The sequence below is a fragment of the Pantoea dispersa genome (genome assembly GCF_019890955.1).
Classification (GTDB): domain Bacteria; phylum Pseudomonadota; class Gammaproteobacteria; order Enterobacterales; family Enterobacteriaceae; genus Pantoea; species Pantoea dispersa.
The window spans coordinates 401,103-422,465 of sequence record NZ_CP082346.1; the positions used below are offsets into that span (position 1 = coordinate 401,103).

Annotated in this window: 22 protein-coding genes; 17 read left to right on the forward strand and 5 right to left on the reverse strand. The window is 58.0% G+C overall.

Going from position 1 to position 21,363, the window contains the following annotated elements; all coding sequences use genetic code 11:
• Window positions 1–106: 106 nt before the first annotated feature.
• The 10 genes from hfq to K7H94_RS01980 all read left to right on the forward strand — a co-directional run bounded on the left by hfq (window position 107) and on the right by K7H94_RS01980 (window position 11,529).
• Window positions 107–421, forward strand: a complete 315-nt coding sequence (gene hfq / locus K7H94_RS01935) for an RNA chaperone Hfq (RefSeq protein ID WP_010618006.1) — start codon at window positions 107–109, stop codon at window positions 419–421.
• Between the two features lie 80 nt (window positions 422–501).
• Window positions 502–1,782 carry a ribosome rescue GTPase HflX gene (hflX, locus tag K7H94_RS01940; protein ID WP_021509763.1) on the forward strand — a complete coding sequence of 427 codons (1,281 nt, stop codon included), beginning with the start codon at window positions 502–504 and terminating at the stop codon, window positions 1,780–1,782.
• A gap of 79 nt (window positions 1,783–1,861) precedes the next feature.
• Window positions 1,862–3,097 carry an FtsH protease activity modulator HflK gene (gene hflK / locus K7H94_RS01945; protein WP_021509762.1) on the forward strand — a complete coding sequence of 412 codons (1,236 nt, stop codon included), beginning with the start codon at window positions 1,862–1,864 and terminating at the stop codon, window positions 3,095–3,097.
• Between the two features lie 3 nt (window positions 3,098–3,100).
• Window positions 3,101–4,105 (forward strand): protease modulator HflC, encoded by a 1,005-nt coding sequence (hflC, locus tag K7H94_RS01950; protein ID WP_021509761.1) that lies wholly within the window; start codon window positions 3,101–3,103, stop codon window positions 4,103–4,105.
• Window positions 4,106–4,163: 58 nt separating this feature from the next.
• Window positions 4,164–4,364, forward strand: a complete 201-nt coding sequence (locus K7H94_RS01955) for a DUF2065 domain-containing protein (protein ID WP_031280157.1) — start codon at window positions 4,164–4,166, stop codon at window positions 4,362–4,364.
• A 175-nt stretch (window positions 4,365–4,539) separates the two neighbouring features.
• Window positions 4,540–5,838 carry an adenylosuccinate synthase gene (locus tag K7H94_RS01960; protein ID WP_058759868.1) on the forward strand — a complete coding sequence of 433 codons (1,299 nt, stop codon included), beginning with the start codon at window positions 4,540–4,542 and terminating at the stop codon, window positions 5,836–5,838.
• A gap of 195 nt (window positions 5,839–6,033) precedes the next feature.
• Entirely contained in the window at window positions 6,034–6,477 is a 444-nt protein-coding gene (nsrR, locus tag K7H94_RS01965) for a nitric oxide-sensing transcriptional repressor NsrR (protein WP_021509758.1), read from the forward strand.
• A 16-nt stretch (window positions 6,478–6,493) separates the two neighbouring features.
• Window positions 6,494–8,932, forward strand: coding sequence for a ribonuclease R (gene rnr, locus K7H94_RS01970; protein WP_021509757.1), 2,439 nt, complete (start codon window positions 6,494–6,496; stop codon window positions 8,930–8,932).
• A gap of 138 nt (window positions 8,933–9,070) precedes the next feature.
• Entirely contained in the window at window positions 9,071–9,805 is a 735-nt protein-coding gene (rlmB, locus tag K7H94_RS01975; protein ID WP_021509756.1) for a 23S rRNA (guanosine(2251)-2'-O)-methyltransferase RlmB, read from the forward strand.
• Between the two features lie 95 nt (window positions 9,806–9,900).
• On the forward strand, window positions 9,901–11,529 hold the full coding sequence (locus K7H94_RS01980) for an isovaleryl-CoA dehydrogenase (RefSeq protein ID WP_088516108.1): 1,629 nt from the start codon (window positions 9,901–9,903) through the stop codon (window positions 11,527–11,529).
• Here K7H94_RS01980 and bsmA read toward each other — a convergent pair.
• Together bsmA and K7H94_RS01990 are read right to left on the reverse strand one after the other, a co-directional pair.
• Complete coding sequence (bsmA, locus tag K7H94_RS01985) at window positions 11,503–11,829, reverse strand: biofilm peroxide resistance protein BsmA (protein ID WP_021509754.1); 327 nt, start codon at window positions 11,827–11,829, stop codon at window positions 11,503–11,505. The two genes, K7H94_RS01980 and bsmA, sit on opposite strands and share 27 nt — an antisense overlap.
• A gap of 55 nt (window positions 11,830–11,884) precedes the next feature.
• The gene (locus K7H94_RS01990; protein ID WP_058759865.1) at window positions 11,885–13,816 is read right to left on the reverse strand and encodes a methyl-accepting chemotaxis protein; all 1,932 of its coding nucleotides are present in this window, start codon (window positions 13,814–13,816) and stop codon (window positions 11,885–11,887) included.
• 159 nt (window positions 13,817–13,975) lie between these two features.
• Here K7H94_RS01990 and yjfP point away from each other — a divergent pair, with 159 nt between their 5' ends.
• Complete coding sequence (gene yjfP / locus K7H94_RS01995) at window positions 13,976–14,725, forward strand: esterase (RefSeq protein WP_058759864.1); 750 nt, start codon at window positions 13,976–13,978, stop codon at window positions 14,723–14,725.
• A 50-nt stretch (window positions 14,726–14,775) separates the two neighbouring features.
• Here yjfP and K7H94_RS02000 read toward each other — a convergent pair whose 3' ends face one another.
• Window positions 14,776–14,982, reverse strand: coding sequence for a hypothetical protein (locus K7H94_RS02000; protein ID WP_021509751.1), 207 nt, complete (start codon window positions 14,980–14,982; stop codon window positions 14,776–14,778).
• A gap of 386 nt (window positions 14,983–15,368) precedes the next feature.
• On the opposite strand from K7H94_RS02000, the gene rpsF reads away from it, so the two are divergent.
• Genes rpsF through rplI form a run of 4 tightly spaced genes read left to right on the forward strand, consistent with a single transcriptional unit; the run spans window position 15,369 to window position 16,809 of the window.
• Window positions 15,369–15,764, forward strand: coding sequence for a 30S ribosomal protein S6 (rpsF, locus tag K7H94_RS02005; RefSeq protein WP_021509750.1), 396 nt, complete (start codon window positions 15,369–15,371; stop codon window positions 15,762–15,764).
• 6 nt (window positions 15,765–15,770) lie between these two features.
• Window positions 15,771–16,088 (forward strand): primosomal replication protein N, encoded by a 318-nt coding sequence (priB, locus tag K7H94_RS02010; protein ID WP_031280155.1) that lies wholly within the window; start codon window positions 15,771–15,773, stop codon window positions 16,086–16,088.
• Between the two features lie 4 nt (window positions 16,089–16,092).
• Complete coding sequence (gene rpsR / locus K7H94_RS02015) at window positions 16,093–16,320, forward strand: 30S ribosomal protein S18 (protein WP_000135199.1); 228 nt, start codon at window positions 16,093–16,095, stop codon at window positions 16,318–16,320.
• Window positions 16,321–16,359: 39 nt separating this feature from the next.
• Window positions 16,360–16,809 carry a 50S ribosomal protein L9 gene (gene rplI, locus K7H94_RS02020; RefSeq protein ID WP_021509748.1) on the forward strand — a complete coding sequence of 150 codons (450 nt, stop codon included), beginning with the start codon at window positions 16,360–16,362 and terminating at the stop codon, window positions 16,807–16,809.
• A gap of 55 nt (window positions 16,810–16,864) precedes the next feature.
• Here rplI and K7H94_RS02025 read toward each other — a convergent pair whose 3' ends face one another.
• Entirely contained in the window at window positions 16,865–17,524 is a 660-nt protein-coding gene (locus tag K7H94_RS02025) for an OapA family protein (RefSeq protein WP_150360361.1), read from the reverse strand.
• A 184-nt stretch (window positions 17,525–17,708) separates the two neighbouring features.
• On the opposite strand from K7H94_RS02025, the gene fklB reads away from it, so the two are divergent.
• Complete coding sequence (gene fklB, locus K7H94_RS02030; RefSeq protein WP_021509746.1) at window positions 17,709–18,329, forward strand: BamJ family beta-barrel-assembly machinery protein; 621 nt, start codon at window positions 17,709–17,711, stop codon at window positions 18,327–18,329.
• A 34-nt stretch (window positions 18,330–18,363) separates the two neighbouring features.
• Here fklB and K7H94_RS02035 read toward each other — a convergent pair whose 3' ends face one another.
• On the reverse strand, window positions 18,364–20,322 hold the full coding sequence (locus tag K7H94_RS02035) for a bifunctional 2',3'-cyclic-nucleotide 2'-phosphodiesterase/3'-nucleotidase (RefSeq protein ID WP_222951563.1): 1,959 nt from the start codon (window positions 20,320–20,322) through the stop codon (window positions 18,364–18,366).
• A 280-nt stretch (window positions 20,323–20,602) separates the two neighbouring features.
• On the opposite strand from K7H94_RS02035, the gene cysQ reads away from it, so the two are divergent.
• Entirely contained in the window at window positions 20,603–21,349 is a 747-nt protein-coding gene (gene cysQ / locus K7H94_RS02040; protein WP_021509744.1) for a 3'(2'),5'-bisphosphate nucleotidase CysQ, read from the forward strand.
• Window positions 21,350–21,363: the final 14 nt, after the last annotated feature.

Genomic DNA, 21,363 nt, shown 5'->3' on the forward strand with positions numbered 1-21,363 from the left:
GATGATTGTGTACAATTGGTCCGTTATCGTGCGCAAATTTTTACGCAGTTTTTCTGAACCACGGTTCACAAAGTAACAAACAACAAGCATATAAGGAAAAGATAGAATGGCTAAGGGGCAATCATTACAAGACCCGTTTTTGAACGCATTGCGTCGTGAACGTGTACCGGTTTCGATCTATTTGGTGAATGGTATTAAGCTGCAGGGACAAATTGAATCCTTTGATCAGTTCGTCATTCTGTTGAAAAACACGGTAAGCCAGATGGTGTATAAGCACGCCATCTCTACAGTGGTTCCTTCTCGTCCGGTTTCGCACCATAGCAACAACGCGGGCGGCAGCGGTGGCAGTAACTACCACCATGGCGGAAGCAACCAGGGCGCTCAGTCGCAGCCACAACAAGACGGCGATAACGCAGAGTAATTCTGCACGGCCGTAAAGCCAGGGCTGGGGAGCGAGTGCGTTTTCCCGTCCTGGTTATTTTATTTTAGCGAGGTTATAGCTTGTTTGACCGTTATGATGCCGGTGAGCAGGCCGTACTGGTACACATCTGGTTCTCCCAAGACAAAGAGCTGGAAGATTTGCAGGAGTTTGAAACTCTTGTCTCTTCTGCGGGCGTCGATGCGCTGCAAGTGATTACCGGCAGCCGTAAAGCGCCACATCCCAAATATTTTGTCGGTGAAGGAAAGGCAGTTGAAATTGCCGATGCGGTGAAAGCGAGTGGAGCATCGGTCGTTTTATTCGATCATGCCTTATCCCCTGCTCAGGAACGTAATCTTGAGCGGCTGTGCGAATGTCGCGTAATCGATCGCACCGGCTTAATTCTCGATATTTTTGCCCAGCGCGCCCGCACCCATGAAGGGAAATTGCAGGTCGAGCTGGCACAGTTACGCCATCTTGCCACCCGTCTGGTGCGCGGATGGACTCACCTTGAGCGGCAGAAAGGCGGTATCGGCCTGCGTGGACCGGGTGAAACCCAGCTGGAAACCGACCGTCGCTTACTGCGCGGCCGCATCAGCCAGATTCTGTCCCGCCTTGAACGCGTGGAAAAACAGCGTGAGCAGGGACGTCAGGCGCGTGCGAAAGCCGATGTGCCGACCGTCTCCCTGGTGGGCTACACCAACGCCGGCAAATCCACCCTGTTCAACGCCATCACTTCAGCCAACGTGTATGCTGCCGACCAGCTGTTCGCCACGCTGGACCCGACGCTGCGCCGCCTGAATGTGGCCGATGTCGGCGAAGTGGTGCTGGCGGATACGGTAGGCTTTATCCGTCACCTGCCGCATGACTTAGTGGCGGCGTTTAAAGCCACCCTGCAGGAAACCCGTCAGGCGTCGCTGCTGCTGCACGTGATTGACGCCGCGGATTTGCGCGTCAATGACAACATCGACGCCGTAAATGAAGTGCTGGCAGAGATTGAAGCCGATGAGATTCCGGTGCTGCTGGTGATGAACAAGATCGATATGCTGGATGGCTTTGAGCCGCGTATCGATCGCGACGAAGAGAACCGGCCGACGCGCGTGTGGCTGTCGGCGCAGAGCGGTGCCGGTTTGCCGCTGCTGTGGCAGGCGCTGTCCGAGCGCTTAGCCGGTGAAGTGGCGCAGTATGATTTACGTCTGCCGCCGGAAGCGGGCCGCCTGCGCAGCCGCTTCTATCAGCTGCAGGCGATTGAAAAAGAGTGGAATGAAGAAGATGGCTGCGTAGGTTTGCAGGTGCGAATGCCGATTGTTGACTGGCGCCGCTTGTGCAAGCAGGAACCGCAGCTCGCCAGTTATATTGTTTGACCGTTGCCCAACTCATTTACCCCAAGACGTGCCCGGCACGTGGCAGGGTAAACTTATATACAATAAATGGAGTAGAGACATGGCGTGGAATCAGCCCGGAAATAACGGACAGGACCGCGACCCGTGGGGAAGCAGCAATAACCAAGGCGGCAACTCTGGGGGAAATAAAGGAGGTCGCGATCAGGGACCTCCTGATCTGGATGATATCTTCCGTAAGCTGAGTAAAAAACTCGGCGGACTGGGCGGTGGCAAACAGAGCGATAACGGCCAGCGCAGCGGCGGCAGCGGTGGCAAACTGGTTGGCATTGTCGCCGTGGCGGCAGTGGTCATCTGGGCAGCCAGTGGTTTCTACACCATCAAAGAAGCGGAGCGCGGGGTCGTGACGCGTTTCGGCAAATTCAGCCATCTGGTTGAGCCTGGCCTCAACTGGAAACCGACCTTTATCGATCAGGTGCGGGCCGTCAACGTCGAAGCGGTGCGTGAGCTGGCAGCGTCTGGCGTGATGCTGACTTCGGACGAGAACGTGGTGCGCGTGGAGATGAACGTGCAGTACCGCGTGACCGATCCGGAGCGCTACCTGTATGCGGTCACCAGTGCCGATGACAGCCTGCGTCAGGCCACTGACAGCGCGCTGCGCGGCGTGATTGGCCGCTCGACCATGGACCGTATCCTCACCGAAGGCCGTACCGTCGTGCGTAGCGATACCCAGCGTGAAATCGACGAAACCATTCGTCCTTACAACATGGGTATTACGCTGCTTGACGTCAACTTCCAGGCGGCGCGTCCACCGGAAGAGGTCAAAGCCGCGTTTGACGATGCGATTGCCGCCCGCGAAAACCGCGAGCAGTACGTGCGTGAAGCTGAAGCGTACGCCAACGAAGTGCAGCCGCGTGCTAACGGCCAGGCGCAGCGTATTCTTGAAGAGGCGCGAGCCTACAAAGAGCGTACCGTGCTGGAAGCGCAGGGTGAAGTGGCGCGGTTCGCGCGTCTGCTGCCGGAGTACAAAGCCGCACCGCAGATCACCAAAGAACGTCTCTACATTGAAAGCATGGAGCGCGTGCTCAGCCATACCCGCAAAGTGCTGGTTAACGACCGTGGCAATAGCCTGATGGTGCTGCCGCTGGATCAGCTGATGCGTGGCGGCCAGGCAGGCGGCCAGAGCGGTCAGAACAATGCCAATCTGATGAAGTTACCGTCGTCACCGGGCAGCAATGCCGGCCGCGGCGACACTTCATCCTACAGTCCGGACAGCATCATGGATCAGCGTCGCGCCAATGCGCTGCGTAACGATACCCAGCGCGAAGGGAGGGAGTAATCGATGCGTAAGCCAATCATCGCCGTAATTATTGTTGTTCTGGTGGTGCTGTACGCCTCACTGTTCGTGGTGCAGGAAGGCCAGCGCGGTATCGTGCTGCGCTTTGGTAAAGTGCTGCGTGATGATGAGAACAAGCCGCAGGTGTACGCACCGGGCCTGCACTTCAAGATTCCGTTTATCGAAACCGTGAAGTCGCTGGATGCGCGCATCCAGACCATGGATAACCAGGCCGATCGTTTCGTCACCAAAGAGAAGAAAGACCTGATTGTGGATTCTTACATCAAGTGGCGCATCAGCGATTTCAGCCGTTACTACCTCGCGACCGGCGGTGGCGATGTATCTCAGGCGGAAGTGCTGCTGAAACGTAAGTTCAGCGACCGTCTGCGTTCAGAAATGGGCCGTCTTGATGTGAAAGACATCGTCACCGACTCGCGTGGCCGTCTGACCACCGACGTGCGCGATGCGCTGAACACCGGCAGTGCCGGCAATGACGACGAAGTGCAGACGCCAGCCGCTGACGATGCGATTGCCAGCGCGGCTGCCCGCGTTGAGCGCGAGACCAACAGCAATGAGCCGGCGCCAAACCCGAACAGTATGGCGGCGCTGGGTATTCAGGTGGTCGACGTGCGCATCAAGCAGATCAACCTGCCGACCGAAGTGTCGGACGCGATCTACAACCGTATGCGCGCCGAGCGTGAAGCAGTAGCACGTAGCCAGCGTTCACAGGGTCAGGAAGAGGCAGAAAAACTGCGCGCCCAGGCCGATTATCAGGTAACCCGTACGCTGGCAGAAGCGCAGCGTCAGGCGCTGATCAGCCGCGGTGAAGGGGATGGTGAAGCGGCCAAGCTGTTCGCCGACGCCTTCAGCCAGGATCCTGATTTCTACGCCTTTATCCGCAGCCTGCGTGCCTATGAGAACAGCTTCGCGGACAATCAGGACGTGATGGTGCTGAGCCCGGATAGCGATTTCTTCCGCTATATGAAGGCGCCAACTAACGTCTCGCGTTAATAACTGTTATAACCTTGAGGCCGACACTGATGTCGGCCTTTTTTTTTGGGAAAACAGAATGAACACAACCGTCTGGATGGCGCTGGCTTTGGTGCTGGTGCTGGAGGGATTAGGACCGATGCTGCTGCCGCGCCTGTGGCGTCGCATGATTCTGGCGATGACGCAGTTACCGGACCGTATACTGCACCGTTTTGGCGGCGGGCTGGTGGTGGCGGGCGTGGTGATTTACGCCATGCTGAGCACGCACGCGAATGGCTGAGCAAAAATCTGCGCGCTGCCGCACGGCTAAATTGTGTCTGCTGCAGAGCATTGCCCCCAACATGTTGTAGTGATCAAAACTCAGGCAAAAAACAGCGCAATCGTATGCTAAAAGTGCTGAAAGAGTGAAAATCCGATGGTAGAATCCATTTTTAAGCAATCGGTGATTTTAGAAAATGGGTAAGAACGTCGTCGTACTGGGCACCCAATGGGGTGATGAAGGTAAAGGTAAGATCGTAGACCTTCTGACTGAACGCGCGAAATATGTTGTGCGTTACCAGGGTGGCCACAATGCAGGCCATACACTTGTCATCAACGGTGAGAAAACCGTCCTCCACTTAATTCCCTCTGGCATCCTGCGTGAAAACGTCACCAGCATCATTGGTAATGGTGTTGTGCTGTCACCTGAAGCCCTGATGAAAGAGATGAACGGTCTGGAAGCGCGCGGTGTGCCGGTACGTGAACGTCTGCTGATCTCTGAAGCTTGTCCGCTGATTCTGCAATACCATGTGGCGATGGACCTGGCGCGTGAAAAAGCGCGCGGTGCCAAAGCTATCGGTACCACCGGTCGTGGTATCGGCCCAGCCTATGAAGATAAAGTTGCCCGTCGCGGTCTGCGCGTCAGCGACCTGTTCAACAAAGAAACCTTCGCCGTGAAGCTGAAAGAGATCGTTGATTTCTACAACTTCCAGCTGGTGAACTACTACAAAGAAGATGCAGTAGACTACGATAAAGTGCTGAGCGATGTACTGGCGGTGGCCGACATCCTGACCGGCATGGTCGTCGACGTGTCTGAACTGCTGGACGGCGCGCGTAAGCGTGGCGACCTGATCATGTTCGAAGGCGCACAGGGTACGCTGCTGGATATCGACCACGGTACATATCCGTACGTGACGTCGTCCAACACCACTGCTGGTGGCGTGGCGACCGGTTCAGGTATCGGTCCACGCTACGTGGATTACGTGCTGGGCATCGTCAAAGCTTACTCGACCCGCGTTGGTGCCGGTCCATTCCCGACCGAACTGTTTGATGAAACCGGCGAGTTCCTGTGTGAGAAAGGTAACGAGTTTGGTGCCACCACCGGCCGTCGTCGTCGTACCGGCTGGCTGGATGCGGTTGCAGTGCGCCGTGCGGTGCAGATCAACTCCCTGTCCGGCTTCTGCATGACCAAACTGGACGTGCTGGATGGCCTGAAAGAGGTGAAAATCTGCGTCGGTTACCGTATGCCGGATGGCCGCGAGATGACCACCACGCCGCTGGCCGCTGAAGGCTGGGAAGGCATCGAGCCGATTTATGAAACTCTGCCGGGCTGGAGTGAAAACACCTTTGGTGTTAAAACACTGGAAGGCCTGCCGCAGGCAGCACGTGATTACATCAAACGTGTTGAAGAAGTGACTGGCGTGCCGATTGATATTATTTCAACCGGTCCCGACCGTAGTGAGACCATGATTCTGCGCGATCCGTTCGACGCTTAATCACGTTTTGCAGGCCGGACACTGTCCGGCCTTCGTTTATCTGCTCTTTGACTCCGCTCACTTCATTTTTTCCTGCTGGTTTCGGGAGTTGCAGGAAAAAAGCGCTCCGGGTTTTCCACACTGGTTTATCATCAATGTTAATCGAAGCGCTCACGGGCGTTATAACAACAATATCGATGATTCACTGAGGTACATGTGCAGCTAACAAGTTTTACCGATTTCGGTCTGCGCGCCCTGATTTACATGGCGACATTGCCGCAAGGTCAGCAGACCAACATTACCGAAGTCACCGATACCTACGGGGTATCGCGTAACCATATGGTTAAAATCATCAATCAACTGAGCCGGGCCGGCTTTGTTGCCGCGACACGCGGTAAAAACGGCGGAATTCGTTTAGGCATGGACCCGGAAAAAATCGTCATTGGCGATGTCGTGAGAAAAATGGAGCCTTTGCAGCTGGTAAACTGTAAAGAGTGTGCGATAAATCCCGCCTGTCGCCTGCGTAGCGCGCTGAATAATGCGGTCCAGCTGTTCCTGCAGGAACTGGATAAATATACGCTCGCCGACCTGGTGCAAAACAACGATTCGCTTTACCACATCTTATTGTCCGAACCGCCGGTGGCAATTCCACATAAATGACATCGGAGGAACCGTAATGTCAAAAGATCCCTTTCAGGATAGAGAAGCTGAAAAGTACGAAAATCCTATTCCCAGTCGGGAATTTATCCTCGCGCTATTAGAAAAGCGTGAAAAGCCGGCGAGTCGCGAAGAGATCGCCGAAGAGTTAAACATCACCAGCGAAGATCAGCTTGAAGCGCTGCGTCGCCGCCTGCGCGCCATGGAGCGTGACGGCCAGCTGGTGTTCACCCGTCGCCAGTGCTACGCCCTGCCGGAGCGTCTGGATTTACTGCGCGGCAAAGTGATTGGCCATCGCGATGGCTACGGCTTCCTGCGCGTTGATGGTCAGAAAGATGACTTCTACCTCTCGGCTGAGCAGATGAAGTTCTGCCTGCACGGTGATGTCATCCTCGCCCAGCCGGGCGGCTCCGACCGCAAAGGGCGGCGTGAAGCGCGCGTGGTTCGCGTGCTGGAACCGCGCAACAGCCAGATTGTTGGCCGCTACTTCACCGATGCCGGCACCGGCTTCGTGGTACCGGACGACAGCCGTCTGAGTTTTGACATTCTGATCCCGGCGGAAGAGACGCTAAATGCGCGCATGGGATCGGTGGTTGTGGTGGAGATCGTGCAGCGCGCGACGCGCCGCAGCAAAGCCATTGGCAAAATTACTGAAATTCTCGGCGACAACATGGGCACCGGTCTGGCCGTGGATATGGCGCTGCGCACCCATGAAATTCCCCACTCATGGCCGGAAGAAGTCGAGAAAGAGATTTCCAGACTGAAAGAGCAGGTACCGGAATCGGCGAAAAAAGGCCGCGTCGACCTGCGTGAACTGCCGCTGGTGACCATCGACGGTGAAGACGCGCGTGACTTCGATGACGCCGTTTACTGCGAGAAAAAACGCGGCGGCGGCTGGCGCCTGTGGGTGGCGATTGCCGACGTCAGCTATTACGTGCGTCCCGGCACCGCGCTGGATAACGAAGCGCAGCAGCGCGGCACCTCGGTCTACTTCCCGTCGCAGGTGATACCGATGCTGCCGGAGATCCTCTCGAACGGCCTGTGCTCGCTCAATCCGCAGGTGGATCGCCTGTGCATGGTGTGCGAGATGACCATCTCGGCCAGCGGTAAACTCACCGGCTTCAAACATTACGAAGCGGTGATGAACTCACATGCGCGTCTGACCTACAACAAAGTGTGGAGCATTCTGCAGGGCAACCCGGAGCTGCGTGAACAGTATGCGGCGCAGGTGAAGCACCTCGAAGAGCTGCACCGCATGTATGAGGTGCTGGAAACCGCCCGTGAACAGCGCGGTGGCATCTCGTTTGAAACCGACGAAGCCAAATTCATCTTCAACGCTGAGCGTCGCATTGAGCGCGTGGAGCGCACCGTACGTAACGATGCGCACAAGCTGATTGAAGAGTGCATGATTCTGGCCAACATCGCCTCCGCGCGTTTCGTTGAGAAACATCAGGAGCCGGCGCTGTTCCGCGATCACGATCGCCCGAGCGAAGACAGCATCACCAGCTTCCGTACCGTGCTGGGCGAGCTGGGTCTCAGCCTGCCGGGTGGGTCGAAACCGCAGCCGATCGATTATGCCGATCTGCTGACGCAGATTGCCGACCGTCCGGATGCTGAAATGCTGCAAACCATGCTGCTGCGTTCGATGAAGCAGGCGGTGTACGATCCGGAAAACCGCGGTCACTTTGGCCTGGCGCTGGCGTCGTATGCGCACTTTACCTCGCCGATCCGTCGCTATCCGGATCTGCTGCTGCACCGTGCCATTAAGTATCTGCTGGCCAAAGAGCAGGGCACGGTAAAAGGCAACACCACGCCAACTGGTGGTTATCACTACGATATGCAGCAGATGCTGCAGCTGGGTCAGCACTGTTCGATGACCGAACGCCGTGCCGATGAAGCGACGCGCGATGTGGCCGACTGGCTGAAGTGCGACTTTATGCAGGATCAGGTGGGTAACGTATTCAACGGCGTGATCTCCAGCGTGACCGGCTTTGGCTTCTTTGTTCGCCTCAACGATCTGTTCATTGATGGCCTGGTGCACGTCTCCACGCTGGACAATGATTACTATCGCTTCGATCCGGTGGGTCAGCGTCTGATTGGTGAATCCGGCGGTCGCACTTACCGTCTGGGTGATGCGGTGGAAGTGCGCGTTGACGCGGTGCACATGGATGAGCGCAAGATCGATTTCGCGCTGATCTCCAGCAAACGCGTACCGCGCGGTGAAGGGAAAACCGCGCGCGAGCGTGAGAAGCGTGGCGGCAAGCCACCGGCGAAGCGGCGTCGCGATGCGGGTCGCAAGGGCAACTTTGAGCCGGACGCCGCTTTCCGCGGTGAGAAGCAGCCGGCTGCGGCGAATAAAAGCGAGAAAAAAAGCAAAAAAGTCTCCGAAAAAACCCGTAAAATCGCCGCCGCAACCAAGGCGAAGCGCGCAGTGAAGAAGAAGGCCAGCGAAGCCTGATGGCCTCTTCACCCGCCAGCGGCCAGGTGCGTCAGCGCTGACGCACCTTGCTCAACCCTGTTTCGCAGGCTGCGCCCCAACGCGCAGCCTGATTAATGTACTGTATTCAACGATATACATCCAACCTTGAGCAAAGTAATGAGTGAAATAATTTTTGGCATTCACGCCGTGCAGGCGCTGCTGGAGCGTGATCCCCAGCGTTTTCAGGAAGTCTTTATCCTTAAAGGCCGCGATGACCGCCGCCTGCAGCCGCTGATCGCCGCACTGGAAGCTCAGGGAATTGTGATTCAGCTGGCCAACCGCCAGTGGCTCGACGGCCAGGTCGAAGGCGGCGTGCACCAGGGTATCGTGGCGCGCGTTAAGCCGGGTAAAAACTATCAGGAAGGCGATCTGCCGGATCTGCTGGCTTCACTGGATCAGCCGTTCCTGCTGATTCTGGATGGCGTCACCGATCCGCATAACCTGGGTGCCTGCCTGCGCAGCGCCGATGCGGCCGGTGTGCATGCGGTGATCGTGCCGAAAGACCGTTCGGCACCGCTCAACGCCACGGCGAAAAAAGTCGCCAGCGGGGCGGCGGAAAACGTGCCGCTGATTCGCGTCACCAATCTGGCGCGCACCATGCGTCTGCTGCAGGAGTACAACGTCTGGATCGTCGGCACGGCCGGTGAAGCAGACCACACGCTGTATCAGAGCAAAATGACCGGCGCGATGGCGCTGGTGATGGGTGCGGAAGGAGAAGGCATGCGCCGCCTGACGCGCGAACACTGCGATGAGCTGATCAGCATCCCGATGGCCGGCAGCGTCTCTTCCCTCAACGTTTCGGTGGCCACCGGCGTTTGTCTGTTCGAAGCGGTGCGTCAGCGCCAGGCGTGATCGCCGCCGCAAAACCTCAGCTGTACCAGGCATAACTGCACATCCTCTCCATACTTATAGCCACATCAGTACGGGCAACAGGAGAGGAGAGTGCCATGGCCTGGACCACTCACAGCGTATTCAATCAACCATCTCCGCTCAGCAACAGCAATCTCTTCACCGGCGACAGCGCGCTGTGCGAGGCGGTGGTGCGTGAAGGGGCCGGCTGGGACCGCGAATGGCTGGCGTCCGTTGGCCTGCAGCTCGGCAGCGCGGAGTCACTGGAATTAGGTCGCCTGGCCAATGCACAGCCGCCGGAGCTGCTGCGTTACGACGCGCGCGGTGAGCGGCTCGACGAGGTGCGCTTCCATCCTGCCTGGCATCTGCTGATGCAGGGCGTGTGCGCCAGCCGGTTACATAACCTGAGCTGGCAGCCTGACGTGCAGGGCAGCGCCATGGTGGCACGCGCGGCGCGTTTCATTCTGCATGCGCAGGTGGAAGCCGGTTCACTCTGCCCGGTAACCATGACTCACGCCGCGATCCCGCTGCTGCAAACCCATCTGCCCGCTCCCTACGCCGACTGGCACGATCGGCTGCTGAGCGATCGGTATGATGCGCATCATCTGCCCGGCAGCCAGAAGCGCGGCCTGCTGATTGGCATGGGCATGACGGAGAAGCAGGGCGGCACCGATGTGTTGAGCAACACCACACGCGCCGAACCGCCTGGCACGCGTGCGCCGGGCGAACCCTGGCGCATCACCGGCCACAAGTGGTTCTTCTCGGTGCCGCAAAGCGACGCGCACCTGATCCTGGCGCAGACCGCCGCCGGGCTGAGCTGCTTCTTTCTGCCGCGCCTGCTGCCGGACGGCACGCGCAACGCCATTCGTCTTGAACGCCTGAAAGACAAGCTGGGCAACCGCGCCAATGCCAGCGCCGAAGTAGAGTTTCAGGATGCCTTCGGCTGGTTGCTGGGTGAGGAGGGCGATGGCGTGCGGCTGATCCTGAAAATGGGCGGCATGACGCGCTTTGACTGCGCGCTCGGCAGCCATGGCCAGATGCGACGCGCGCTGGCGATTGCGCTGCATCACGCCGGTCAGCGTCAGGTGATGGGCAAAAGCCTTAGCGATCAGCCGCTGATGCGTGCGGTGCTGGCGCAGCAGGCACTGCAGCTGGAGGGACAAACCGCACTGCTGCTGCGTCTGGCGCGCGCCTGGTCAACGCCGGCCAGCGCGCATGAACGGCTGTATGCACGCCTGTTCACCCCGGCGGCCAAGTTCGTGATCTGCAAAGCCGGTATGCCGTTTGTGGCTGAAGCCATGGAGGTGCTGGGCGGCATTGGCTACTGCGAAGAGAGTGAACTGCCGCGCCTGTATCGCGAGATGCCGGTGAACAGCATCTGGGAGGGCTCGGGTAACGTGATGTGCCTGGATGTGCTGCGTGTACTGGGACGGCATGCAGAAGTGCTTAGCATGCTGCAGGATGAGTTTGATGCGGTGAAGGGCAGCAATCGCCACTTCGATCGCTGCTGGCGTCAGCTGCGGCTGCAGCTCGGCAACCTGCGCGAAGAGCAGGGACGGCAGGTTAGCGACATGCTGATTCGGCTGGCGAGCGCCGCGGTGCTGCTGAAAGCGGCAGAACCGCCGCTGGCGGACAGCTGGTGCGCGCGTTATCTCTCCTCGCGCCCGGCACAGGCGCTGAGTGATGATCTGAGCGCACGCTTACTGCAGCGTGCTACTGCCGCCTGAGGGCGCGCCGTACAGAATGGCGGTGGCATACCAGAAGCCAGGCATGGTGGTCTCATCGACCATCAGGATCTGATAGTAAACCGCACCGCTCTGATTGGCGCGTGCAGCGATTGCACGCTGCACATCATCCGGCGAGCCGCGTGAATGGGCGCTGACGGTGCCAAGCTTCGGCAGGCCATAGCTTTGCGCGCGAGTGATCTCCTGCGCCTGAGTGGTGGGCGCTGGCGGGGGTTGTGGCGTGGTGTGCAGTGCGGCACAGCCGCTCAGCAGCAGGCCCAGCAGCAGAATAAGCGTACGCATGGTGGCTCCGGAAAACAGGCAGATGACTCAAGTGTAAGCCATCTGCCCGTGCTCATCAGTCGTTGAGACGGAAAATACTCACCAGCTGGGTCAGATGGTGGCCTTTCTGACTCAGGTGCTGCGCCGTGTGCTCGGACTGGTTAATCATATCGCTGCTCTGATGGGTCGCATGGCTGATGTGGTTCATCGCCAGATTGACCTGACCAATGCCCGCAGCCTGTTCCTGGGCGGCGATATTGATTTCCCCCATCAGGGTTTTGACCTGTTCGATATGGCTGACAATATGGCTCATGGCGTCACGCGTTTGTTCCGAGAGCGCATGGCCGGCGGCCACTTTGTCGATCGAACTGGCAATCAGCCCGTCAATCTCCTTCGCCGCATTGGCGCTGCGCTGCGCCAGCGCACGCACTTCCGCAGCGACGACCGCGAAGCCTTTGCCGTGCTCACCGGCGCGCGCCGCCTCAACCGCAGCGTTGAGCGCCAGAATATTGGTCTGGAAGGCAATCGACTCGATCACGTGGGTAATGTCGGCGATGCTCTGCGAGGCAATGCGAATCTCCGCCATTGTCTCTACCGAGCGCGCCACGGTGCTGCCACCCTGGCTGACGGTGCTGGCGGCTTCACCGACCAGCGCCATCGCCTGACGCACGTTAGCGGCGGTTTGCGCCACGGTTGCGCCAAACTGCTCCATGCTGGCCGAGGTCTCTTCGACGCTGCTCGCCTGGCGGCCAATCTGCTCGCTGATGCTGGAACTGCTGGCCGCAATGGTGTCGGTGCCGTCGCTGATCTCACGCGCGGCGGCGCGTACCTGGCCTACCACTTTCTCCAGGCCGTCACCAATGCCGTTAATCGCGCTCACCAGCTGGCCGATCTCGTCGCGGCGCGCTGAGTCGAGGTGCGCCTGCAGATTACCCGCCGCATACTGCTCGGCCAGATGGATCACCTGCTGCAGCGGCCGGGTAATGGCGCGCCGGCTATACAGCACAAAGCCAATGGCAAAGGCGAGCACCAGCGCCAGGCCAATCAGCATGAACAGATTGCGGCTGTGGGTGATAGGTGCCAGCAGGCTGGCGCGGCTGACTTCACCGGCGATAATCCAGTTCCAGCCCGGCAGTTGCTGCCATGCCAGCAGGCGGGTTTCGCCCTGATGCGCGATCTCCAGCAGGCCGTGCGGCTGCGTCAGGATCTGCTGCTGTACGCTGCGATCCCAGTCCGGCAGCTTGCCTTCGGACTGACGGGCAAACAGATACTGGCCCTGTGCGCTGCCCGGCGTGCCGTTCAGCACGAAGAAGCTGCCGCTGTCGCCGAGACGTCGCGCCAGCACTTTCTCCCGCATCAGCGCGTACTGTTTATCAATCTGCACGCCAACAAACAGAATGGCGATCACTGCGCCGCTGTCGTCCTGCACCGGCTGGTATTGGGTGATATAGCGATGGCCGAACAGCGTCGCCAGGCCGCGATACACTTCGCCCTTATTCACGCTGCGCCACGCCGCGCTGCTGCGATCAAGCTGGGTGCCCACCGCGCGGCTGCCATCCTCTTTCTTCAGTGAGGTCGCGATGCGAATGTAATCCTCGCCGTCGCGCACAAAAATGGTGGAGACTGCACCGGTACGATCGAGAAAATCGTCCACGGCGATCTGATCGAGGTTGAGGGTTTTCAGCCCGGCACGCAGCGTCGGCGTGCTGAACGATCCCACCTGAATGCGTGAGCTGTCGTCACGGCTGAATCGCTTGGGTAAAAAGCTCTGAAACAGCCGGGTATAGTTCGCCACTTCTTCCGATAAGGTCGCGTTAAACATCGTGGCCATTTCATTAATGCCGAGCACCTGGTTTTGCATATCGTCGACAGCCAGCTGCTCCAGCTGGCGCGCGGCGTTATGGCTGAGCGTTAACGTCAGGGCAAACAGCACGATTGCCACACTGAAAGACGTCAATACAGACAGCTTAATTCCGAGACTCATGGCGCTGAGAGAGAGACGCTTCATAAAGTACCTTTAATAAATAACTGGAGGGGTACAGGATCAACGGCAAAATGCGGCAAATGTTTAGGGCAGAAATTAATCGAAATAAATGTGATGTGGCTCGCGTTTTGGCCGGCAGCACGTACACTGAGACCAGTGATAATCATTCTCAACGGAGACGGTATGATTGAGTTGGCAACGGAGAACCTGGCGGGCATTGAGTGTATTCACGCGGCACCGGCCGGACAGCGGCTGGCGCGCTTACCCACCATCCTGTTTTATCACGGATTTACCTCGTCGAAAGAGGTGTACAGCTACTTTGCCGTGGCGCTGGCGCAGGCCGGTTTCCGCGTGGTGATGCCGGATGCAGAGATGCACGGCGCGCGCTACAACGGTGATACCGACGCGCGCATGACGCACTTCTGGGAGATTTTGCGCCAGAACATCGATGAAGTGCCGCTGCTGGAAGCGGTGCTGCGCGACAACGATTGGGTGGCAGATGAGCGTTTCGCCATTGCCGGCGCCTCAATGGGCGGCATGACCGCGCTGGGCGCGATGGCGCGCTATCCACATCTGCACAGCGTTGCCTGTCTGATGGGCTCCGGCTACTTCATGCAGCTCAGTCAGACGCTGTTCCCGCCGCTGGTGGCGCACACGCCAGAGCAAAAAGCGGCGTTACAGGCGCGGCTGGCCCCGCTGGCGGCCTACGATCCCTGTCAGCAGCTGGCGCAGCTGGCTAACCGACCGCTGCTGTTATGGCACGGTGAAGCGGATGAAGTCGTACCGTTTGCCGAAACGGTACGGCTGGAGAAGGCGTTGCGCGAGGCGCAGCTCGACAGCCGGCTCACCTTTCTGGCGGAAAAGCAGATCGGGCACAAAATCACGCCGCCAGCGCTCACCGCGCTGGTCAGTTTCTTTAAACATCATTTGTAAACGGAACGGGCTGGCGGTGCGGACACGCCAGCCCGGGATAACAGGCCGGACTACAGTTGTGACGACAAGCGGTCGGCGGCGCTGGTGTTCGCGCTGACCGGGTTACCGCCTGGCGCATCCAGCCGGTTAACGTAGACATAGCCTGAAGCCGCTTTGCTGCTGTTACTTCTCATCTGCAGCGCCTGGTCAGCGGAGCTGGCAAGAGCGGGGGTAGACAGGAAGAGACCCAGTAAAGTGGCGATAATGACAGCTTTCATAATCGACTCCTCACTCCAGGGATTTCACTCTCAGGCGCGCTGATTAAGCCAAACCGTTGCGCCTGTAGAGAGTTTAGTTCTTCACCAGTACGACGCCAGATCGTCGTGCTGAACGCCTCGTTCAGGGATTTTGAACAATCTCTGACTAACCTGCTGAATCTCAATCCTTAGCACAAAAGGTGTCCCCGCCTGGCACGACAGCGACAATTTGATGAATTGTGCGCTTGAGTTTCCCCGGCGAGGTCAGTATGATTACGCGTCAATTTTTCAGCTGCATTCAGAGGTGTGTTTCATCTTTTGGGTGATTCGCAACCTATAACGTTCCTTGCTTCCGTGGGCCGCAGCTGACCCTGACAGGAGGCTGAATAATCCGTAAGGAGCTATCGATGCGTCATTACGAAATCGTATTTATGGTCCATCCTGACCAGAGCGAGCAGGTTCCGGGCATGATCGAGCGTTACACTGGTGCTATCACTGGTGCACAGGGCACGATCCACCGTCTGGAAGACTGGGGTCGCCGTCAGCTGGCTTACCCGATCAACAAACTGCACAAAGCACACTACGTTCTGCTGAACGTAGAAGCACCGCAGGAAGTGATCGACGAGCTGGAAACTAACTTCCGCTTCAACGACGCCGTTATCCGCAGCATGGTTATGCGCGTTAAGCACGCGGTAACTGAAGCTTCTCCGATGGTTAAAGCGAAAGACGAGCGTCGTGAGCGCCGCGAAGACTTCGCTAACGAATCGGCAGAAGACTCAGATGCTGGGGATTCTGAAGAGTAATCCACGATGACGGCCAATCGGCTGCGCCTGTCTGGCACCGTGTGCAAGACGCCAGTTCGAAAAGTCAGTCCGTCAGGGATTCCTCACTGCCAGTTCGTGCTTGAGCATCGTTCTGTGCAGGAGGAAGCCGGGTTTCACCGGCAAGCCTGGTGTCAGATGCCGGTGATTATCAGCGGCAGCGCCCATCAGGCGATTACTCAACATATAACGGTCGGCACGCAACTCACACTCGAAGGTTTTATTAGCTGCCATCAGGCACGCAATGGCCAGAGCAAACTTGTGTTACATGCCGAGCAGATTGAATTGATAGATTCTGGAGACTAGCCAAATGGCACGTTATTTCCGTCGTCGCAAGTTCTGCCGTTTCACCGCGGAAGGCGTTCAAGAGATCGATTATAAAGATATCGCAACGCTGAAAAACTACATCACTGAAAGCGGCAAGATTGTTCCAAGCCGTATCACCGGTACTCGTGCAAAATACCAGCGTCAGCTGGCTCGTGCTATCAAGCGCGCGCGTTACCTGTCTCTGCTGCCGTACACTGATCGTCATCAGTAATCGGCAACTGTCCATTAACGACTTTAAGAGGATAAGGTAATGCAAGTTATTCTGCTTGATAAAGTAGCAAACCTGGGCAGCCTGGGTGATCAGGTTAACGTTAAAGCGGGCTACGCTCGTAACTTCCTGGTTCCACAGGGTAAAGCTGTTCCTGCTACAAAGAAAAACGTTGAGTTCTTCGAAGCGCGCCGCGCTGAACTGGAAGCCAAACTGGCTGACGTTCTGGCTGCTGCTAACGCACGTGCAGAGAAAATCAATGCACTGGGCACCGTTACTCTCGCGTCTAAAGCAGGCGACGAAGGTAAACTGTTCGGTTCCATCGGTACCCGCGACATCGCTGATGCAGTTACTGCAGCTGGCGTTGAAGTGGCGAAGAGCGAAGTTCGCCTGCCAAACGGCGTTCTGCGCACCACCGGTGAGCACGAAGTTGACTTCCAGGTTCACAGCGAAGTATTCGCGAAACTGGTTGTGAATGTAGTAGCTGAGTAATTTTTTACTTAGTTTGAAAGCGCCGGCCTTGTGCCGGCGTTTTTGTTTCTGTCGCTTACTGTGCGCGGATAAAACTGCCGTCCGGCTGGCGGGTAAACAGCACCGGTCCGTTACTGCTCTCGACCGTTAAGCCGGTCACCACGCCCTGCGCGTTCTGACGAATCTTCACCTGCTGACCACTCTGCAGCGCGCTCAGCGGCTGCCCATCGCCTTCCACCCGCGCCATGGCAAACACATCATTGACCGGCAGATTGTTGTCACGGAACAGCTGTGCCAGCGTCTGGCCCGAGGCCACGGTATAGCTGTGCCATTCGCCCTGGGCATCACTCTTCGGCGTCGTATTCTGCGGCGGCTGCGCATTGTTATCGTAGATTTCCGCCTGCATCGGCACCTCTTTGCCGCTGCTCTCCGCCGGACGTTCCACCGGATACTGCGGCGTGCTGGCAGGCCAGAGAAACGCCAGCAGCATCACCAGCAGGGCAATAACGATACCGCGTCGGTGCAGCGGCGGCAGCGGATCCATCCAGCGTACGTTATCCAGCAGATGCCAGATGCGCTGCAGCACAGCGGGTATACGCGACGGGGTTTCAGAAGCCATTCTTTCCTCCTCCTCGCTGGCGGTCGTGACGCGCCTGTCAGGCAGCCAGCGTTGCAACCGGGAAAATAAGGTACGCGGTGCGCGCGTCCTGCGACGTCGTGGGGCGATTTGGCCCATGGATGCTCTCTTGTTCTATAGTATGGGCAAAGCGGGCGCGAAGTGCCTGCCAGCATTGAAAAATTTGACCTGCATATTGTTTCTCTTTCCCCGGGAAATGTCATCCGCGGCGCGCGAGATTTTACGCCAGCCGCCTGCGCTGTTATGCTGCCGGTTCTATTTTCTCCGGGATTAAGGAAACAAGATGACGACCCCTTCATTTGACAGCGTCGAATCACAAGCAAGTTACGGTATCGGTTTACAGGTTGGTCAGCAGCTGCAAGAGTCTGGACTGCAGGGTCTGCAGCCAGAAGCGCTGCTTGCGGGCCTGCGCGACGCGCTGGAAGGGAACTCACCGGCAGTTCCGGTTGACGTGGTACACCGTGCGCTGCGTGAAGTCCACGAGCGTGCCGAAGGCGTACGTCGTGAGCGCGTCGAAGCCATGGCGGCCGAAGGTCAGCAGTTCCTTGAGCAGAATGCACAGCGTGAAGGCGTGAGCAGCACCGAATCCGGCCTGCAGTTCAGCGTCATCACCCAGGGCGATGGTCCGATCCCATCACGTCAGGATCGCGTACGCGTGCACTACACCGGTAAGCTGATTGACGGCACCGTGTTTGATAGCTCCGTTGCCCGTGGCGAACCGGCTGAATTCCCGGTCAGCGGCGTGATTGCCGGCTGGATTGAAGCGCTGACCCTGATGCCGGTTGGTTCGAAGTGGGAGCTGGCCATTCCGCACAATCTCGCTTACGGCGAGCGCGGCGCGGGTGCCTCTATCCCACCATTCAGCACCCTGATTTTCGAAGTCGAGCTGCTGGAAATCCTGTAATAAACAGCGGGCGCCGTGTCTGGCGCCCCTGTCACTACTTCTTCTCTGCCTGCTTCTGTAAATCCACCTGCCAGATTGCAAAGCCCGTTTCATCACTGCCGACGGCTTTCATCGGATAATCAGCATACTTCTCAATAAACTGCGTGGCTTTTGCGCCCGGCGCGGTCTCAAAGCGAATATCCAGTGGCGTTGCGCTGGTGATCGGTGCCAGCCGCCAGTTGTGATCGGCCTGTGGCTGCACCGCGCCGTGGGTGCGGGTTTCGCTGCTGATGTAGGCGGCCACCACCGAGCGGTTCTCATCCGGCGAAGCAAACGCGACATACTGCTCGCCGGTACCGGCAAATTTGCCACCCCAGGCACGGTAATTATTGGTGGCAACGAGGAAGGTCGCTTTGGGGTCGATCGGTTTGCCCTGCCAGCGCAGATCCCGAATACGTGATGCCGCCGGGTTAATCAGCTGGCACTCGGCGTCGTAGCGCGCCGGTTGCGTCACATCGATCTGATACTGCACGCCGTCGATCACATCAAAATTGTAGGTGCGGAAATCCCAGTTGATCAGCGACTGCGGCTGACGACGATGCACGTCGATCTGATTAAACTGCGCTGCCGAGCACTCCAGCCACTCTTTCACCTGCGCGCCGCTGACTTTCATCACCACCAGCGTATTCGGGTAGAGATAGAGATCGGCGGCATTACGGAAGGTGAGATCGCCTTTTTCCACTTCAACGTAGCTGGCCGGATCGTTCTTACGGCCGCCGGCTTTAAACGGTGCCGCTGCCGAGAGCACCGGTAAGCGGCCCAGATCGGGATCACCCTGAATGAAGCGTTCGACGTAAGCACGCTGCGCATTATTGACGATCTGCACGGTGGGATCGTCCTGCACCAGCGACAGGTAGCTGTACATCACATCCGCCGACTTGCCGATCGGTTTTGCTACAAATTCACGCGTGGCGCGATGATCGTCGGCCAGCACTTTCACCAGATCGGCATCTTCCGCCGCCAGCGATTTTTTCGCCACCGCATCGTAAACTGGCCGCGCTTCGGCTTTACCCTGGGTCACCTGCCAGTTGCCGCCGTCATTTTTCAGCACCAGGTCAACCACGCCGAGATGATCGCCCCACATGCCGGGCATCACCGCCGGTACGCCGTTAAGCGTGCCCTGAGCGATATCCGCGCCTTTAATCGCCGCAAACTCTTTGCCGGGAAACACCGCGTGCGCATGGCCGAACATAATGGCATTGATACCTGGCACCTGACTGAGGTAATACACCGAGTTTTCCGCCATGGCATGGTACGGCTCACTGCTCAGACCGGAGTGCGGAATAGCGATGATTATTTCAGCACCTTTTGCGCGCATTTCCGGCACATAGCGCTTCGCTGTCTCGGTGATGTCATCAACGCGCACTTTGCCCTGCAGATTGTTGCGATCCCACACCATAATCTGCGGTGGTACGAAGCCGATATAGCCGATTTTCAGCGTATGCGGCTTGCCGTCGCGGTCTTTTACCGTGGTTTCTTTAATTAAATAGGGAGTAAACAGCGCTTTACCACTGGTTTCATCGATAACGTTGGCATTGATGTAGGGAAAACGTGCCCCGGCAATCGCCTGCTGCAGATAGGGCAGGCCGTAGTTAAATTCGTGGTTGCCGAGATTGCCTACCGCGTAATCCAGCGTATTAAGGGCTTTATACACCGGATGGATTTCACCCGGCTGCAGGCCTTTGGCCGCCATGTAATCGCCCAGCGGGCTGCCCTGAATAATGTCGCCGTTATCCACCAGCACGCTGTTTGCTACTTCGCCGCGCGCCTGCTGGATGAGCGTGGCGGTGCGCACCAGACCAAACTTTTCGGTCGGCGTGTCTTTGTAGTAATCGAAATCCATCATGTTGCTGTGCAGATCGGTGGTTTCCAGAATGCGTAAATCCACCGTGGCAGCCTGTACCGTGGCGGCTGCAACGCACAGTGCCAGTAACGACATGCTCGCTTTGAACATGGCTTGCTCCTTGTTCGCTTTAATGGGCCTCTCAAAATAATGTAAAACCATGACGAATTATCATTTCAATTTGTGATGGGGCTCGGGATTTTGCCTGTTTTCTGCGCAAGCTGACGGAGTGCCCGCCATTCAGCATTGCGCCATAGCCGCCACGACCGAACTATGATATTGATAATCAAAGCGAATACGCGTAGCTGCGGCTGTCACAGCGCACCTGCTAAAATATCTGGAGACGGGCTGCCGGGGTTCAGCGGCAGCATCAGCCGAAATGAGGTGAACAATGTTAGATAAAATTTGCCAGCTGGCGCGCAGCGCGGGCGATGCCATTATGCAGGTCTACGATGGCGCACAACCGCTGGACGTGACGCGTAAATCGGATGATTCACCGGTCACGGCGGCCGATCTGGCTGCACATCAGGTTATCGTGCAGGGCTTAGCGGCGCTGACGCCTGACGTGCCGGTGCTGTCGGAAGAGGATCCACCCGGCTGGGATGTGCGTCAGCACTGGCAGCAATACTGGCTGGTCGATCCGCTCGACGGCACCAAAGAGTTCATCAAGCGTAACGGCGAGTTCACGGTCAATATTGCGCTGATTGAGCACGGCAAGCCGGTGCTGGGCGTGGTGTACGCGCCGGCGCTGGGGGTGATGTATTCTGCGGCCGAAGGCAAAGCGTGGAAAGAAGAGGGCGGCCACACCACGCAGATCCACGTACGTGAAGCGCGACCGCTGCTGGTGGTAGTGAGCCGTTCGCACGCCGACAAAGACGAAGAGCTGAAAGAGTATCTGACCCAGCTGGGCGAGCATCAGACCACCGCTATCGGCTCCTCGCTCAAGTTCTGCCTGGTGGCAGAGGGCAAGGCGCAGCTCTATCCGCGCTTCGGGCCAACCAATATCTGGGATACCGGTGCCGGCCATGCGGTGGCCATTGCCGCTGGCGCGCACGTGCATGACTGGCAGGGCAAAACCCTCGACTACGCGCCGCGCGAGTCGTTCCTGAATCCGGGCTTCCGCGTCTCGCTGTTCTGATACGCTGTGCGCGC

Excerpts from the sequence above, each read along its gene's own strand:
- hfq (WP_010618006.1), top strand. The coding sequence starts at position 107 with ATGGCTAAGGGGCAATCATTACAAGACCCGTTTTTGAACGCATTGCGT.
- hflK (WP_021509762.1), top strand. The coding sequence starts at position 1,862 with ATGGCGTGGAATCAGCCCGGAAATAACGGACAGGACCGCGACCCGTGG.
- hflC (WP_021509761.1), top strand. The coding sequence starts at position 3,101 with ATGCGTAAGCCAATCATCGCCGTAATTATTGTTGTTCTGGTGGTGCTG.
- K7H94_RS01955 (WP_031280157.1), top strand. The coding sequence starts at position 4,164 with ATGAACACAACCGTCTGGATGGCGCTGGCTTTGGTGCTGGTGCTGGAG.
- K7H94_RS01960 (WP_058759868.1), top strand. The coding sequence starts at position 4,540 with ATGGGTAAGAACGTCGTCGTACTGGGCACCCAATGGGGTGATGAAGGT.
- rnr (WP_021509757.1), top strand. The coding sequence starts at position 6,494 with ATGTCAAAAGATCCCTTTCAGGATAGAGAAGCTGAAAAGTACGAAAAT.
- rlmB (WP_021509756.1), top strand. The coding sequence starts at position 9,071 with ATGAGTGAAATAATTTTTGGCATTCACGCCGTGCAGGCGCTGCTGGAG.
- K7H94_RS01980 (WP_088516108.1), top strand. The coding sequence starts at position 9,901 with ATGGCCTGGACCACTCACAGCGTATTCAATCAACCATCTCCGCTCAGC.
- bsmA (WP_021509754.1), bottom strand. The coding sequence starts at position 11,829 with ATGCGTACGCTTATTCTGCTGCTGGGCCTGCTGCTGAGCGGCTGTGCC.
- K7H94_RS01990 (WP_058759865.1), bottom strand. The coding sequence starts at position 13,816 with ATGAAGCGTCTCTCTCTCAGCGCCATGAGTCTCGGAATTAAGCTGTCT.
- yjfP (WP_058759864.1), top strand. The coding sequence starts at position 13,976 with ATGATTGAGTTGGCAACGGAGAACCTGGCGGGCATTGAGTGTATTCAC.
- K7H94_RS02000 (WP_021509751.1), bottom strand. The coding sequence starts at position 14,982 with ATGAAAGCTGTCATTATCGCCACTTTACTGGGTCTCTTCCTGTCTACC.
- rpsF (WP_021509750.1), top strand. The coding sequence starts at position 15,369 with ATGCGTCATTACGAAATCGTATTTATGGTCCATCCTGACCAGAGCGAG.
- priB (WP_031280155.1), top strand. The coding sequence starts at position 15,771 with ATGACGGCCAATCGGCTGCGCCTGTCTGGCACCGTGTGCAAGACGCCA.
- rpsR (WP_000135199.1), top strand. The coding sequence starts at position 16,093 with ATGGCACGTTATTTCCGTCGTCGCAAGTTCTGCCGTTTCACCGCGGAA.
- rplI (WP_021509748.1), top strand. The coding sequence starts at position 16,360 with ATGCAAGTTATTCTGCTTGATAAAGTAGCAAACCTGGGCAGCCTGGGT.
- K7H94_RS02025 (WP_150360361.1), bottom strand. The coding sequence starts at position 17,524 with ATGGGCCAAATCGCCCCACGACGTCGCAGGACGCGCGCACCGCGTACC.
- fklB (WP_021509746.1), top strand. The coding sequence starts at position 17,709 with ATGACGACCCCTTCATTTGACAGCGTCGAATCACAAGCAAGTTACGGT.
- K7H94_RS02035 (WP_222951563.1), bottom strand. The coding sequence starts at position 20,322 with ATGTTCAAAGCGAGCATGTCGTTACTGGCACTGTGCGTTGCAGCCGCC.
- cysQ (WP_021509744.1), top strand. The coding sequence starts at position 20,603 with ATGTTAGATAAAATTTGCCAGCTGGCGCGCAGCGCGGGCGATGCCATT.